At 67.6% G+C, this 16745-nt stretch carries 7 protein-coding genes and 1 tRNA gene; 4 read left to right on the forward strand and 4 right to left on the reverse strand.

Translation table 11 applies throughout. The annotated features are described in order from the left end of the window. Positions 1–123 precede the first annotated feature (123 nt). The gene (gene gltB, locus KBZ33_RS06870; RefSeq protein WP_254951675.1) at positions 124–4728 is read left to right on the forward strand and encodes a glutamate synthase large subunit; all 4605 of its coding nucleotides are present in this window, start codon (positions 124–126) and stop codon (positions 4726–4728) included. Positions 4729–4768: 40 nt separating this feature from the next. Here the strand turns inward: gltB and lipA are convergent, their stop codons facing one another. Continuing rightward, positions 4769–5671 (reverse strand): lipoyl synthase, encoded by a 903-nt coding sequence (lipA, locus tag KBZ33_RS06875; protein WP_254951845.1) that lies wholly within the window; start codon positions 5669–5671, stop codon positions 4769–4771. 63 nt (positions 5672–5734) lie between these two features. Between lipA and KBZ33_RS06880 the strand changes: the two genes are divergently transcribed. Beyond that, positions 5735–5808, forward strand: a tRNA-Pro gene (locus KBZ33_RS06880). An 18-nt stretch (positions 5809–5826) separates the two neighbouring features. Here KBZ33_RS06880 and cobJ read toward each other — a convergent pair. Both cobJ and KBZ33_RS06890 read right to left on the reverse strand, forming a co-directional pair. Next, entirely contained in the window at positions 5827–7548 is a 1722-nt protein-coding gene (cobJ, locus tag KBZ33_RS06885) for a precorrin-3B C(17)-methyltransferase (RefSeq protein WP_254951846.1), read from the reverse strand. A gap of 53 nt (positions 7549–7601) precedes the next feature. Continuing rightward, positions 7602–8825 (reverse strand): hypothetical protein, encoded by a 1224-nt coding sequence (locus tag KBZ33_RS06890; RefSeq protein ID WP_254951677.1) that lies wholly within the window; start codon positions 8823–8825, stop codon positions 7602–7604. Between the two features lie 423 nt (positions 8826–9248). Between KBZ33_RS06890 and psaA the strand changes: the two genes are divergently transcribed. Further along, positions 9249–11552 (forward strand): photosystem I core protein PsaA, encoded by a 2304-nt coding sequence (psaA, locus tag KBZ33_RS06895; protein WP_254951679.1) that lies wholly within the window; start codon positions 9249–9251, stop codon positions 11550–11552. A 20-nt stretch (positions 11553–11572) separates the two neighbouring features. Beyond that, positions 11573–13789, forward strand: a complete 2217-nt coding sequence (gene psaB, locus KBZ33_RS06900; RefSeq protein ID WP_254951681.1) for a photosystem I core protein PsaB — start codon at positions 11573–11575, stop codon at positions 13787–13789. A gap of 123 nt (positions 13790–13912) precedes the next feature. On the opposite strand, the gene KBZ33_RS06905 is transcribed toward psaB, so the two are convergent. Continuing rightward, a complete protein-coding gene (locus tag KBZ33_RS06905; protein WP_254951683.1) occupies positions 13913–16603 on the reverse strand; it encodes an HAD-IC family P-type ATPase in 2691 nt (896 codons plus the stop codon). Between the last annotated feature and the right edge of the window lie 142 nt (positions 16604–16745).

Raw genomic sequence — 16745 nt, forward strand, 5'->3', positions numbered from 1 at the left:
TTGCGGACTCGGCTGCTGCACGGGTGACACGGCAGCTCCTCGGCAGGCTTTCCCTGCCGGCGTCTTTAGGCTTGTCGCTTTCAAGCCAATCCCAGCTCCGTTTCAGCAGCACCACATCGGCCTATGTCCCCCTCCGCTCCGCTCTGGCCCCATCGCGACAGCTCGGCCCCAGGCCCTGGAGAGACGGATGCTTGCGGCGTGGGATTTCTGGCCCATCTCGATGGGGTTGCCAACCACTGGGTGCTTCAGCAGGCCCTGCGGGGCCTGCGCTGCGTGGAGCACCGAGGCGGCTGTGGCGGCGATGGCGATTCCGGCGACGGGGCCGGATTGCTCACTGCGATCCCCTGGAGCTTCCTGGAGGCTGTCTGGCCGGCAGCCGCCGCCTCCACGGCGACGGTGCGCGGTTTGGGAATGCTGTTCCTGCCCGCGGACGAGGAGCAGCGCGACCTGGCCCGCCGGATCTGTGACGAGGAGGCCGAGCGCCTCGGCCTTCTGAGCCTTGGCTGGCGGAAGGTCCCCGTTGTTTCCGAGGTGCTCGGGCCCCTGGCCCGGGAGAACGCCCCGGCCATCGAGCAGTGGCTGCTGGCCGCCCCCGATGCCGTGCCCGGCGTCATGGCGGATCTGGATGCCCTCGAATCCCTGCTGTTCCGCCTGCGGCGCCGCGCCGTTGACCGGGTGAGGGAGGTATGGGGTGCCGACACCACCGACCTTTACTTCGCTTCGATCAGCGGCCGCACCGTCGTCTACAAGGGCATGGTGCGTTCGGAGGTGCTGGATGCCTTCTATGCCGACCTCAGGGACGAACGCTTCACGGTGGCCTTTGCGGTGTACCACCGCCGTTTCAGCACCAACACCCTGCCCCGCTGGCCCCTGGCCCAGCCGATGCGGCTGCTGGGCCACAACGGCGAGATCAACACGCTGCTGGGCAACATCAACTGGGCCCGGGCCGCCGAATCCCACCTTGAGGCCGTCTGGGGCGATGCCGCCCGGGACCTGCGGCCCCTGGTCAACGCCGCCTTCAGCGATTCTGCCAACCTCGACGCCACCCTCGAGCTGATGGTGCGCAGCGGCCGGCCGATCACCGACAGCCTGCTCACCCTGGTGCCGGAGGCCTTCCGTGACCAGCCCGAACTCGACGAGCGGCCGGCGATCAAGGCGTTCTACGAATACAGCGCCTGTCTGCAGGAGCCCTGGGACGGCCCCGCGTTGCTGGTGTTCAGCGATGGCCGCATGGTGGGGGCCACCCTCGATCGCAACGGTCTGCGTCCGGCCCGTTACTGCATCACCAACGACGGCTACGTGGTGATGGGCTCGGAGACCGGCGTGGTCGAGCTGGAGGAATCCCGCATCATCGAGAAGGGGCGTCTTGGCCCCGGCCAGATGCTGGCGGTGGATATGGAGCAGCATCGGCTGCTGCGCAACTGGGATGTGAAAGAGGAGACCGCGGCGCGACTTCCCTACGCCGGCTGGCTGCTTGACCATCGCCGCAGCCTCGCCCCCGGTGCCTGGCAGACGGACCGCTCCCTGGGCGACCTGGAGCTCCTGCAGCAGCAGACCGCCTTCGGCTTCACGGCCGAAGACCTTGATCTGGTGATCGAGGACATGGCCGGCCAGGGCAAGGAGCCCACCTACTGCATGGGGGACGACATCCCTCTGGCGGTGCTCTCTTCCAAGCCCCATCTCCTCTACGACTACTTCAAGCAGCGTTTCGCCCAGGTCACCAACCCCCCCATCGACCCGCTGCGCGAGAAGCTGGTCATGAGCCTGGAGATGCACCTCGGCCGCCGCGGCTCGGCCCTGCGGCCGGATGCCTCCGGCGCCGCCGTGCTGCACCTCACCACTCCGGTGCTCAACGAGGCCGAACTCCAGGCGCTGGGCTCCCACGGCCTCGGGATCACCACCCTCTCCACGCTGCTGCCGGTGGCCAACGGTCCCGACGGACTCGAGCAGGCCCTGCATCGCCTCTGCTTCGAGGCGGAGGCGGCCGTGCGCAGTGGCGTCCAGATTCTGGTGCTCTCCGACCGCGCCGCTGGCGGCCTCTCCGCCGGCACCTCCGCCATTCCTCCCCTGCTGGGGGTGGCTGCCGTGCACCACCACCTGCTGCGGCTCGGCCTGCGCCTGCAGTGCTCCCTGGTGGTCGACACCGCCCAGTGCTGGAGTACCCATCACCTCGCCTGCCTGATCGGTTACGGCGCCAGCGCGGTCTGTCCGTGGCTCACCTGGGAGACCACCCGCCACTGGCTGGCCCACCCGCGGACGCAGTCGATGATCGAACGGGGCAAGCTGCCCTCCCTCGACGCCGACAAGGCCCAGGCCAACGTGCGCAAGGCCCTCGAGGAGGGGTTGCGCAAGATCCTTTCCAAGATCGGCATCTCCCTGCTCGCCAGCTACCACGGCGCCCAGATCTTCGAGGCCATCGGCATCGGTGCCGATCTGATCGACCTGGCCTTCACGGGCACCACCAGCCGGGTCGCCGGTCTGAGCCTGCGCGATCTGGCCAGCGAGACCCTGGCCTTCCATGCCAAGGCCTACCCGGAGCTGAACCGCACCAAGCTGGAGTTCATGGGCTTCGTGCAGTACCGCACCGGCGGGGAGTTTCACCTCAACAACCCGGAGATGGCCAAGGCCCTGCACGCCGCCGTCGCCGCGGGCCCTGGCTACGACCATTTCTCCACTTACCGCACGCTGCTCGAGAACCGGCCGGTGACGGCCCTGCGGGACCTGCTCGAGCTCAGGCCGGCCCCGGTGCCGATGCCCATCGACCAGGTGGAGAGTGTCGAGAGCATCTGCAGCCGCTTCTGCACCGGTGGCATGAGCCTCGGTGCCCTTTCGCGGGAGGCCCATGAGGTGCTGGCGGTGGCGATGAACCGCATCGGCGGCAAGAGCAACTGCGGCGAGGGTGGCGAGGACCCGGCCCGCTACCACCCCCTGCACGATGTCGACGGCGAGGGCCATTCGCCCACCCTCCCCACTTTGCGCGGGCTGCAGAACGGTGACAGCGCCTGCTCTGCCATCAAGCAGATCGCCTCGGGGCGTTTCGGCGTCACCCCGGCCTACCTGCGCAGCGGCCGGCAGCTGGAGATCAAGGTGGCCCAGGGCGCCAAACCCGGCGAAGGTGGCCAGCTGCCCGGCCCCAAGGTGGACGCCTACATCGCCTGGCTGCGCAACAGCAAGGCGGGCGTGCCCCTGATCTCACCGCCGCCGCACCACGACATCTATTCGATTGAGGATCTGGCCCAGCTGATCCACGACCTGCACCAGGTGAATCCCGCCGCCCGGGTCTCGGTGAAGTTGGTGGCCGAGATCGGCATCGGCACGATCGCCGCCGGGGTGGCCAAGGCCAACGCCGATGTGATCCAGATCTCCGGCCACGACGGCGGCACCGGAGCCTCGCCGCTGAGTTCGATCAAGCACGCCGGCAGTCCCTGGGAGCTGGGGCTCACCGAGGTGCACCGCAGCCTGCTGGAGAACGGCCTTCGGGATCGCGTCCTGCTGCGGGCCGATGGTGGCCTCAAGAGCGGCTGGGACGTGCTGATCGCCGCCCTGCTGGGGGCCGAGGAGTATGGCTTCGGCTCCGTGGCCATGATCGCCGAGGGCTGCATCATGGCCCGCGTCTGCCACACCAATAACTGCCCGGTGGGGGTTGCCACCCAGAAGGAAGCCCTGCGCAAGCGCTTCACCGGCCTGCCGGAGCAGGTCGTCAACTTCTTCCTCTTCGTGGCCGAGGAGGTGCGCCAGCTGCTCAGCGTGCTGGGTGTGGCCCGCCTCGAGGACCTGATCGGCCGCACCGAGCTGCTGGCGCCCCGCGCCATCAGCCTCACCAAGACCGGGGCCCTGGACCTCTCCTGCCTGCTCGATCCGATCCCTGCGGCCGCCGACCGCGCCTGGCTGCGCCACGACGACGTGGCCCACGACAACGGCCCGGTGCTCGAAGACGCCTTGCTCGCCGATCCGGAGGTGCGCGCCGCGATCGACGCCCATGGCCACGTGGTGCGCCAGCTGCCGATCGTCAACACCGACCGCAGCGTGGGGGCCCGGCTGGGCGGCGAGATTGCGGCCCTGCACGGCAATACCGGCTTCCAGGGGGGGCTGGCCCTCACCTTCCATGGTGCGGCCGGGCAGAGCTTTGGCGCCTTCGTGCTCCAGGGCATGGACCTGCGCCTGGTGGGGGAGGCCAATGACTACGTGGGCAAGGGCCTCAACGGTGGCCGCATCACCGTGGTGCCCCAGGCCGGTGGTACCGATCCCGGTGCCCAGGTGATCCTGGGCAACACCTGCCTGTACGGCGCCACGGGAGGCGAGCTGTTCGCCCTCGGCCGCGCCGGCGAGCGCTTCGGCGTGCGCAACAGCGGCGCCCGCACCGTGGTGGAGGGGGTCGGTGACCACTGCTGTGAGTACATGACCGGCGGCGTGGTGGTGGTGCTGGGCGGCACCGGCCGCAATGTGGCCGCTGGCATGACCGGCGGGGTGGCCTTCCTGCTCGACGAGACCGGTGGTCTGGCGGTCCGCCTGAATCCCGAGTCCGTGGAGTTGGTGCCCCTCACGACCCCCGAGCAGGAAGGGTTGCTGCGCCCCCTGCTGGAGGCCCATCTGCAGGCCACTGGCAGCACCAAGGCTTCGGCGATTCTCGCCGACTGGACCACCTGGAAGGGCCGCTTCCAGGTGCTGGTCCCCCCGAGCGAGAAGGCCACGGTGGGTCTGGCCCAACGGGAAGCCGTAGCGGCCTGAGCGGACCCGGACCGACGGCAACGGCGTCAGGTCGTCGTGTTCAGCGGGGGTGCTCGCGCATCAGGCGCCGCACCTCGCCGGCGTGGTAGCTGCTTCTGGTGAGCGGACTGCTCACCACCTGCAGGAAGCCCAGGTCGGTTTCGCCGTGGCGGCGGAAGGCTTCGAACCTCTCGGGGGACACGAAGCGCTGCACCGGCAGGTGTTTGGGGCCTGGGGAGAGGTACTGGCCGATCGTGACGATGTCGACGGCGTGGGCGCGCAGGTCGGCCATCACCCCCTGCACCTCCTTGTCGTTTTCCCCCAGGCCCACCATCAGGCCTGATTTGGTGTAGGTGCGCGGCCAGCCGTCCCGCACCCGGCGCAGCAGCTCCAGCGAACGTTCATACACCCCCTGGGGCCGGACCTGCCGGTAGAGCCTGGGCACGGTTTCGATGTTGTGGTTGAGCACCTCCGGCGCCGCCGCCATCACCACCGCCAGGGCCTCCCAGGTGCCGCAAAGATCCGGCAGCAGCACCTCGATCGTGGTCAGGGGCGCGTTGCGGCGCACGGCCTCGATGCAGGCGACGAACTGGCTGGCGCCGCCATCGGCCAGGTCGTCCCGGTTGACCGAGGTGATCACCACATGGCTCAGGCCCAGGCGCCGCACCGCCTCCCCCAGCCGCTCGGGCTCGGTGGGATCCAGCGCTCGCACGCTGCGGTCAAAGTCGATGTCGCAGTAGGGGCAGGCCCGGGTGCAGCCCGGCCCCATGATCAGGAAGGTGGCGGTGCCGCCGGCGAAGCACTCGCCGATGTTCGGGCAGCTGGCCTCCTGGCAGACCGTGTTGAGCTTGAGGTCGACCAGCAGGTCCGCCACCGCCCCGATCCGTTCCCGCTGCGGCGCCTTGACCCGCAACCAGGGCGGCTTGGCAGGGGCGGGCCGGGGGTCGCTGATGGTCACGGGGATCGCTGGGCTGGGCGGACTGTAGGCAGGGCTGTTGCCGCGCTCCATCCCCTAAAGTCTGGCGATCGGGATGTGGCGCAGCTTGGTAGCGCACTTCGTTCGGGACGAAGGGGCCGCAGGTTCGAATCCTGTCATCCCGATTTTTTTCACGCCGGCCCTCAGGCCAGAGCCGCTCCCGGGTAGCCCCGGGGGGTCACCATGCGGCCGTCCTGGACACGGGTGGAGCTGTTGCCGACCAGCACCAGGGTGAGCATGTCCACCTGGTCCGCCGGCATGGTGCCCAGGGTGTGCAGGCTGAGCGCCTCTTCAGTGCGCCCGAGCTGGCGCGCCAGCAGTACCGGCGTGGTGGCCGGCCGGCCCTCGCCCAGCAGTTCGATGGCCCGGCCCAGTTGCCAGGGCCTGCCGAGCGAACGGGGGTTGTAGAGGGCCACCACGAAATCGCCGCTGGCGGCGCCCCGCAGCCGTCGTTCGATCACCTCCCAGGGCGTGAGCCTGTCGCTGAGGCTGATGGTGCAGAAATCGTGCATCAAGGGCGCGCCGGCCCGGGCGGCGGCCAGTTGCAGGGCCGAGAGCCCCGGGTGCACCGTGAAAGCGGGACGGTCGAGGACCGGCAGCTGCAGCCAGAGCTCGAGGGCCAGCCCCGCCATGCCGTAGATACCGCTGTCTCCTGAGGAGATCAGCGCCACGTCGAGGCCCTGGCGGGCCAGGTCGAGGGCCTCGGCGCAACGGGCCGTCTCCTCCGTCAGGCGGCCCTCGCGGCGCAGCTGGTCGGGTCGCCTGATCGGTTCGAGCAGGTCGAGATAGAGCCCGTAGCCCACCCACACCGTTGCGGCAGCCAACGCCTGGCGGGCCTCGCCACTGAGCAGAGCGATCGGACCCGGACCACTGCCCACCAATTGCAGGCTGCCCCGGTGCGGGGCCCACTGGCGTCCGGCCAGGGCCACCGCCAGGGTGGCGGCACCCCGCTCCCCGATCCCGGCGCGCTCGATCCGCTTCTCCACCAGCAGGCGGGCCGGTCCCCCCGCTAGAGCCGCCGCCTGCAGCGCTGCGGCCTCGGCCACGCTCGCCGTGCCCATCTCCCTGGCGACCGCGTCGGAGGGATGGGGGACGGTCACCGCCGCCAGGGTGGGGGCGTCGAAGAGCCGCAGGGGCCAGCCCCGCTGCTGCGCCAGGGCCAGCAGGGCGGGTTCATCCCCCTTGCGATCGATGCTGGCCAGGCCGGCCACGGCCTCAGGGGCCAGCCCCTGCTGCGCCAGCCCCTCCGCCACCAGCCGTTCCAGCACCGCCAGGCTGGTGTCCCGTTCGCAGCCGAGGCCCAGCCACAGGGCGGGGGGATGCCAGCGACAGCCGTCGCCGGTGTGGGGACTGATCACCAAGGCCGCTGGTCCGGTCGCCTCCGCGGTGTCGGCGGGCTCCAATGTCTGCCAGAGGCTGTTGCCGCTCTCCTGCCGCAGGCTGATCCGGTTGCCGCGGGCCGCCTCCACCATCAGGCTCCGCCAGTCCCCTGCGCCCCGTCGCCAGCCCCAGGCCTGGCCGAAGGCATCAAGGGGCAGGCCTCGCCGGGCGGCGCTGGAGCCGGTGAGCACGGCCTGGCCTCCGATCAGGGCGGCGATCTCCTGGCTGAGCTGATCGCCACCGGCGGCATGGCCCCCCAGCAGCGGCACCACGAATCTGCCCAGCGGATCCACCACCAGTACGGCTGGATCACTGGCCTTGTCGCTGATCAGGGGGGCGATCAGCCGGGTGACCAGGCCGCAGGCCCCGACGGCCACCACCGCTTCGGCCGCCCCCCAATGCTCCGCCAGCCAGGTGGCCGCCGCCGCGTCCTCCGGGCCCCGCACCGTTCGCAGCAGGCCGGCCTGCGTCAGTTGTTGCAGCATCGGTGTGGCCGTTGGACCGAAGCCGAGGCCGACGATGTGGCGATGGGTGCCGCTCACGGTGCCACGCTCCCATCCAGGGTGGGCTCGGCCAGCTCAGTCGTGGTGGGGGGCTCCGTTGGGTCTGGAAGGTCCGCTGTCGCAGCCTCGAACTCCGCCAGGTTCTCGCCCCCTGCCTGGTCCTCCGATCCCAGCTTGGTTTCAGGGCCTGGTTCAGCTCCCATCAGGGCCTCGGTCTCCAGTTCAGGGGCAGAGTCCTCCGCCGTTGCTGGCTGTTCTTCGGGCATGGGCTCCGGATCCGGTTCCGACGCGGCAGGCGGCGGGGCCTCGCCCAGCAAGATGGCCAGCTCGGCGGGATCCAGGCGCCCCCCCTGCCAGCGGGGTGCTTCGGCGCCGGGCTGCAGGGTCACTTCCGTCACGAGGCTGTTGAACGGTGGGTTGAGGGGTTCGCCCAGGCCATCGAGCAGGTCGAGCTGGATCGCATTGCTGCCGGCACGCCAGCCCTCCAGCCAGAGGGGTAGTTGTTGGTCCACCAGGAAGCTGTCGCCATTGAGGCTGACCCGCAGCCGCCAGCTGGCATCGCCGCTGCGCAGGTTCTGCAGCGGGGCCTCCAGCAGCAGCCAGTCGAGCAGCAGGGGTGTGCGGGCTGCCGTTCCCCAGGGGCTGACGGCGATCAGCTGGGGGCTGCCCGGGGTGGGTTGGCTCAAGGGGTTGGCCGCGACCCGGTGCAGCCGGATCTGGCGGTGGGCCCCGGGGCTTTTCACCGCCTCGCCCCAGGGCCTGGCGGCATAGACGGTGAGCCGATGGCTGCCCGGTTCCAGCGGCCGCATGGTGGTGGTGGTGCCGGTCAGCGGCAGGGGGGGATCCCCATCCAGTTGCACCACCACGTGGGGGCCGAGGCCGAGGGGGCCGGCGTCCACCAGGGGCCAGTCCTCCACCTGCAGCCGCAGGGTCCAGGGGCCCGCCTGCAGCAGGGCGCCGTCGGCGGGGGAGAGGATCTCCAGCCGGGGCCGCCTCCCCTCCAGGGCTTTCTGCAGCTGCTGCACCGCCAGGGGGGGCGCCACTTCCTGCTGGCTGGAACGCCCCTGCGCCAGGGGTGGTGCCGCCGGCGAGGGCGGCCGGCGGCCCGGCAGGGAGAAAGCGAGAGCGGCCGGTGGCGCCAGGCTGAGCACCAGCAGCAGGACCCCCGTGAGTAGGAAGCCCGTCAGCAGGGCGGCCCAGAAGGACGCCCTGCCAGCCTTTCGCCCTGCGGCTCCTGGCCTCCCATCCCTGTCGCTCACGCGGGCTCCCTCATGCGTGGCGCCATTCTGCTTCGGGGCCTGAAGCGGGCTGATCGGCTGTCGAAATGGCCGAAAAATGCAGCAGCAGGCTATAGAAACCCTGCGTTATTTCTGATTGTTACGTTGTTGACAACATGCCGTCAGACCGCTGTCGCAGCCTTGGAACCGCCGGGATTAAACCTTTGTAACTGGCGGCCGATTCGCCTTGTTTTCGACCCCTATACTTCCGCCAGCGGTCCCCTTTCGGGGCCCAAAGCCCCAGTCGTGGCAAGGGATTTCCCCCACCTCACGACTGGTGCCCATGGTCGGGTCTCCCCGGCCGTGGGGCCCACCGATGGGCCCGGGACGGTCCCATGACCTCTCCCCGGCGTCCGTCGAAGGGGTGGACCTCCACCTCGACCCCGTCCCTCGAGGAACGTCTCGATGACCATCAGCCCACCAGAGCGTGGGAACAAGGCGAAGGACATGGTTGACCGGAACCCCGTTCCCGTCGACTTCGATGTTCTCGGCAAGCCCGGGCACTTCGATCGCACCCTCGCCAAAGGTCCCAAAACCACCACCTGGATTTGGAACCTCCACGCCAACGCTCACGATTTCGACAGCCACACGAGCGATCTTGAAGAGGTCTCCCGGAAGATCTTCAGCGCTCACTTCGGCCACCTGGCCGTCATCTTCATCTGGCTGAGCGGCGCCTTCTATCACGGAGCCCGCTTCTCCAACTACACCGGCTGGCTGGCCGACCCCCTGCACGTCAAGCCCAGTGCTCAGGTGGTCTGGCCGATCTTCGGCCAGGAAATTCTCAATGGCGATGTGGGTGCCGGCTTCCACGGCATTCAGATCACCTCGGGCCTCTTCCACGTGTGGAGAGCCTGGGGTTTCACCAACGAGTTCCAGCTCCTCTGCACCGCCATCGGTGCCCTGGTGATGGCCGGCCTCATGCTCAACGCCGGTGTCTTCCACTACCACAAGGCAGCGCCGAAGCTGGAGTGGTTCCAGAACGTTGAGTCCATGCTCAACCACCACCTGGCCGGCCTGCTCGGGCTCGGGTCCCTGTCCTGGACAGGTCACCTGCTGCACGTGTCGCTGCCCACCACCCAGTTGATGGACGCCATCGACGCCGGCAACCCGCTGGTGTTGAACGGCAAGACCATCGCTTCGGTGGCCGACATCCCGCTCCCCCACGAGTTTCTCAACCAGGATCTGCTGACCCAGTTGTTCCCCGGCTTCGGCGCGGGGATCTCCGCCTTCTTCACTGGCAACTGGGCCGCCTACAGCGATTTCCTCACCTTCAAGGGTGGTCTGAATCCTGTGACCGGCAGCCTCTGGATGACCGACATCGCGCATCACCACCTGGCGATCGCGGTGCTGTTCATCGTGGCTGGCCACATGTACCGCACCAACTGGGGCATCGGTCACAGCATCAAGGAAATTCTCGAGGGCCAGAAGGGCGATCCCCTGCTGTTCCCTGCGCCCAAAGGTCACGATGGGCTGTACGAATTCCTGACCACCTCCTGGCACGCCCAGCTGGGTCTGAACCTGGCGCTGTTTGGTTCGCTCACGATCATCGTGGCGCACCACATGTATGCGATGCCGCCGTATCCCTACATCGGGATCGACTACCCGACCCAGCTGTCGCTGTTCACCCACCACATGTGGATCGGCGGCTTCCTGATCGTCGGAGCCGGTGCCCACTCGGCCATCGCACTCATCCGCGACTACGACCCGGCCAAGAACATCGACAACGTGTTGGATCGGGTGCTGAAAGCCCGTGATGCTCTGATCAGCCACCTCAACTGGGTGTGCATTTTCCTGGGCTTCCACAGCTTCGGCCTCTACATCCACAACGACACCATGAGTGCCCTGGGTCGTCCCCAGGACATGTTCAGCGACACGGCGATCCAGCTGAAGCCCGTCTTCGCGCAATGGATTCAGGGTCTGCACGCCGCTGCTGCCGGCACCACCGCTCCCAATGCGCTGGCCGGTGTGAGCGAAGTGTTCAACGGCGCCGTCGTGGCCGTTGGCGGCAAGGTGGCCGCCGCGCCGATCCCCCTGGGAACGGCCGACTTCATGGTCCACCACATCCACGCCTTCACGATCCACGTCACCGTGCTGATCCTGCTGAAGGGTGTGCTCTACGCGCGTAGCTCCCGCCTCGTCCCCGACAAGGCGAATCTGGGCTTCCGCTTCCCCTGCGACGGCCCCGGCCGTGGCGGTACCTGTCAGGTGTCGGCCTGGGACCACGTGTTCCTCGGCCTGTTCTGGATGTACAACTCCCTGTCGATCGTCATTTTCCACTTCAGCTGGAAGATGCAGAGCGACGTGTGGGGCACCGTCAATGCCGACGGCACCGTCCAGCACATCACCAATGGCAACTTCGCCCAGGGCGCCATCACCATCAACGGTTGGCTGCGGGACTTCCTCTGGGCCCAGGCCGCCCAGGTGATCAACAGCTACGGCTCGTCCTCCAGTGCCTACGGTCTGATGTTCCTGGGTGCCCACTTCGTCTGGGCCTTCAGCCTCATGTTCCTCTTCAGTGGCCGCGGCTACTGGCAGGAACTGATCGAGTCCATCGTCTGGGCTCACAACAAGCTGAAGGTGGCTCCCGCCATCCAACCGCGGGCGCTTTCCATCACCCAAGGCCGTGCCGTCGGTGTCGCCCACTATCTCCTGGGCGGTATTGCGACCACCTGGGCCTTCTTCCTGTCCCGACTCATCGCGGTCGGCTGACCTCCACCTGACCTTTCCCAATGGCAACGAAATTTCCTTCGTTCAGCCGGGGTCTGGCACAGGACCCGACAACCCGTCGTATCTGGTACGGCATCGCCACGGCTCACGACTTCGAGAGCCATGACGGAATGACGGAGGAGCGGCTTTACCAAAAGCTGTTCTCCACCCACTTCGGTCACCTGGCGATCATCGGCCTCTGGGTTTCGGGAAACCTGTTCCATATCGCCTGGCAGGGCAACTTCGAGCAGTGGGTCGCCGATCCGCTGCATGTACGTCCCATCGCTCACGCGATCTGGGATCCCCACTTCGGCCAGGGCGCCATCGACGCCTTCACCCAGGCGGGCGCTTCCTCCCCGGTGAACATCGCCTATTCCGGTCTGTACCACTGGTGGTACACGATCGGCATGACGACCAACATGGAGCTCTACCAGGGTTCCATCTTCATGCTGATCCTTTCGGCCTGGGCCCTGTTCGCCGGCTGGCTCCACCTCCAGCCCAAGTTCCTGCCTTCCCTGGCCTGGTTCAAGAACGCTGAATCGCGGCTCAACCATCACCTGGCTGTGCTGTTCGGCTTCAGTTCCATCGCCTGGACCGGTCACCTGGTCCACGTCGCCATCCCCGAATCCAGGGGACAGCACGTCGGCTGGGACAACTTCCTCTCGGTCTCGCCCCACCCCGCCGGTCTGGCTCCGTTCTTCACCGGCAACTGGGGGGTCTATGCCCAGAACCCCGACACAGCCAATCAGCTGTTCGGTACCTCTGAGGGAGCCGGCACCGCGATCCTCACCTTCCTGGGTGGTTTCCACCCCCAGACCGAAGCGCTGTGGCTCACGGACATTGCCCACCACCACCTGGCCATCGGCTGCATCTTCGTGATCGCCGGCCACATGTACCGGACCAATTTCGGTATCGGCCATTCGATCCGTGAGATCCTCGAAGCCCACAATCCGCCGAAGGGCACTCCCTTTGGTGGAGCCCTAGGCGCAGGCCACAAGGGCCTTTACGACACCGTCAACAACTCCCTCCACTTCCAGCTGGGCCTGGCCCTGGCGTCGTTGGGAGTCGCGACCAGCCTGGTGGCGCAGCACATGTACGCGCTGCCGTCCTATGCGTTCATCGCCAAGGACTACACCACCCAGGCGGCCCTTTACACCCACCACCAGTACATCGCCATCTTCCTGATGTGCGGTGCCTTCGCCCACGGTGCGATCTTCTTCATCCGCGACTACGACCCGGAAGCCAACAAGAACAACGTTCTTGCCCGGATGCTCGAGCACAAGGAAGCCATCATCAGCCACCTGAGCTGGGTCTCTTTGTTCCTCGGCTTCCACACCCTGGGTCTCTACGTCCACAACGACGTGGTGGTGGCCTTCGGTACCCCCGAGAAGCAGATCCTGGTCGAGCCTGTCTTCGCCCAGTTCGTTCAGGCCGCCAGTGGCAAAGCCATGTATGGCATGGATGTGCTGCTGGCCAATTCGGGAAGTCTGGCCAGCACATCTGGTGCCGCCTATCTTCCTGGGTGGATGGATGCCATCAATGCAGGCAACAACTCCCTGTTCCTGCAGATCGGCCCTGGTGACTTCCTCGTTCACCACGCCATCGCCCTGGGTCTGCACACCACGACCCTGATCCTGGTGAAGGGTGCCCTGGATGCCCGGGGTTCCAAGCTGATGCCCGACAAAAAGGACTTCGGCTATTCCTTCCCCTGCGACGGCCCCGGCCGTGGCGGCACCTGCGACATCTCGGCCTGGGACGCCTTCTATCTGGCAGTCTTCTGGGCCCTGAACACCGTCGGTTGGGTCACCTTCTACTGGCACTGGAAGCACCTCGCCATCTGGCAGGGCAACGTGGCCCAGTTCAACGAATCCAGCACCTATCTCATGGGCTGGTTCCGCGACTACCTGTGGCTCAACAGCTCCCAGCTGATCAACGGGTACAACCCGATGGGATCCAACAACCTGGCCGTCTGGGCCTGGATGTTCCTCTTCGGTCACCTGGTGTGGGCCACCGGCTTCATGTTCCTGATCTCCTGGCGGGGTTACTGGCAGGAGCTGATCGAAACCATCGTCTGGGCGCATCAGCGCACGCCCCTCGCCAACCTGGTGGGCTGGCGCGACAAGCCCGTCGCTCTCTCGATCGTTCAGGCCCGTGTCGTGGGTCTCGCCCACTTCACGATCGGCTACATCCTCACGTACGCGGCCTTCCTGATCGCGTCCACGTCAGGCAAGTTCGGCTGAGCCTCCGGCTTCCGAACACCGTCGACGCCCCTTCTCGAATCTTCGAGGGACCTCCAGACCCCCGGTCACTACCGGGGGTTTTTTATTGTCTTGGCCGGATGTTGAGGCCGGTGGGAGCACCTTTCAGGGCGTCTGAACTCTGCCATCGGTGGGATCCAGCCGCTCCCCCAACCAGGCCACGGGCAGCACCAGCAGCATCGGCAAGGCGCAGATTCCCAGCTGCTCCAGGTTGAGCGGGGCGGTGCCGAAGAAGCGATGCATCACCGTGCTCTGGCTGAAGATCCATTGCACCGTCACCGTGCCAGCGATGCCGAGCAGCACCGCCGGTGCCTGGGTGAAGGCACGCCAGCCCAGCCGCGGCAGGGCCAGCAGAGCTGTGCGCAACTGGCTGATGCTCACCAGATAGACCAGATGGGCCAACACCAGACCCTGCACGGCCATGGTGCGGGCCAGGGCCAGGTCGCCGTAGCGCTGTGTGCTCCAGAGGAACAGCCCGAAGATCACCATCCAGTTGAACAGCGACACCACCAGCAACCGGCGGATCAGGCCGCCGGTGAGCAGGGGCTGCTGGGGCGGCCGGGGTGGCTGCTGCATCAACCAGGGGGCCACAGGTTCGAACGCCAGGGCGAGCGACATCGTCAGCGAGCAAATCATGTTGAGCCAGAGCACCTGCAAAGCCGTCACCGGTAGGGCGGTGCCGAGCACAGCCCCGAGCAGGATCGTCATCGAGGCGCCGCCGTTCACCGGCAGCACGAAGGCCAGGGTCTTGCGCAGGTTGAGGTAGACCGTGCGGCCTTCTTCCACCGCCGCTTCGATCGTGGCGAAGTTGTCGTCGGTGAGCAGCATGTCGGCGGCCTGGCGCGCCACCTCGGTGCCGCCGGCGCCCATGGCGATGCCGATGTCGGCCTGTTTGAGGGCGGGCGCGTCGTTGACGCCGTCGCCGGTCATTGCCACCACCTCGCCATTGGCCTGGAGGGCCTGCACCAGCTGCAACTTCTGGGCTGGCGCCACCCGGGCAAACACGTCCACCCGATCGACGCACGCGGCGATGCCATCCGGACCCAGTTCGGCCAGCTGGCGGCCATCGATCGCCGCCAGCTCCTCACCGGTGCCGACCGGAGCGCGCCCGATGCCCATCTCGCGGGCGATGGCACGGGCGGTTTCCAGGTGGTCGCCGGTGATCATCTTTACCGTGATGCCCGCCGCCTGGCAGGCCGCCACGGCCCGGATCGCCTCGGGGCGCGGTGGATCCAGCATCCCCTGCAGACCGAGGAAATCCAGATCTGCGGCCACATGGTGGTGCTCCAACTGGTGCTGGGAGGCCTCGGCCTGGCCAATGGCAAAGGCCAGCACCCGTTCCCCGCTGGCCGCCATCGCCCCTACGGCCGCTTCGATGGCCTCTCGGTCGAGTGGTTCGGGCTGGCCCAGGGAATCCAGCTGCCGGCTGCAGCGATCCAGCACGGCCTCCACCGAGCCTTTCACCAGGATGCGCTCGCTGCCGTGCAGGGTGGCCATGAACTGCTGTTCCGAAGCAAACGGAATGGCATCGCGGCGTGGATGGCGATCCAGAGCGTCCTGGCGGTCGATCCCGGCCGCGTCAGCCGCCACCAGCAGGGCCGTTTCGGTGGGATCCCCCACCATCCCCTCACGGCTGCTGGGTCGGGCGTCGTTGCAGAGCAGGCCCGCCAGCAGGGTTTCCTGCAGGGCCGCATTCGATGGACCGGACAGGCCATTCCCAGGCCAGAGATCCTCGATCGCCACCGATTGGCCGCCCCCGTAGAGGTGCTGCACGGTCATCCGGTTCTGGGTGAGGGTGCCGGTCTTGTCGGAGCAGATGACGGTGGTGCTGCCCAGGGTTTCGACGGCCGGCAGCTTGCGGATGATGGCCCGCCGCCTGGCCATGCGATTCACGCCGATGGCCAGGGTGATCGTGACGATCGCCGGCAACTCTTCCGGGATCGCTCCCACCGCCAGGGCCACGGCCCCATCAAACATCTCATCGGCGCCGCGCCCCCGCGCCAGCCCCACCAGGAATGTGAGTCCGGCCAGCACCAGGATCACCTGCAGCAAGCTGCGACTGAAGCGGCCGAACTTGCGCGTGAGCGGGGTGGTGAGATCCACCTGCTCCTGCAGGGAGGTGGAGATGGTGCCCACCTCGGTGCCATCACCCGTGGCCACCACCAGCCCCAGGCCCTGACCGGTTGTCACGTAACTGCCCGCATAGGCCATGCCGATCCGCTCCGCCAGGGGGGCTGACGCCTCCACGGCGGTTGTGCCCTTATGCACCGGCAGCGATTCCCCGGTGAGGGCCGATTCATCGGTCTGCAGGTGGCGCGTTTCCAGCAACCGCAGATCGGCCGGCACCCGCGCCCCAGCCTCCAGCTGCACCAGATCGCCCGGCACCAATTGCTCCGACGCCAGGCGCTGGCGTACGCCACCGCGCACCACCTCCACCTCGGTGCGCACCGACCGCGCCAGGGCGGCGATGGCGTTCTCGGCCTTGCTCTCCTGCACGAAGCCGATCACGGCATTGATCACCGTGACGCTCCAGATCACCAGGGCATCGCGGGGGTGACCCAGCAGCGCCTTCACGGCCCCCACCACCAGCAAGGTGATCAACAGGGGATTGTTGAACTGGAGCAGAAACTTCAGCCAGCCAGGCTTGCCGCCTCGGATGGTGAGGGTGTTGGTGCCATGGGCATGGAGCCGGCGCTTGGCTTCCGCCTCGCTCAGGCCGCTCATGGCATCGCTCTGCAGGGCCGTCAGCACATCAGCCGCTGGCAGGGCGTGGGCTGGTGCGGGCACAGGCGGCATCGGGGGCGTCAGGTTCTAGGCCCAACCCTTAGCGCGCTTCCTGGCGCTTGAGGGCCGGTGCAGCAGCGATGCCCCGTGCAGCGGTGTCAGACCTGCAATGCAAAGGGATGGGGTTGGGTGGAGCGCCGGTGCGCTTGTTCAG

The organism is Cyanobium sp. Cruz-8D1 (assembly GCF_024345975.1).
Taxonomy (GTDB): Bacteria; Cyanobacteriota; Cyanobacteriia; order PCC-6307; family Cyanobiaceae; genus Cyanobium.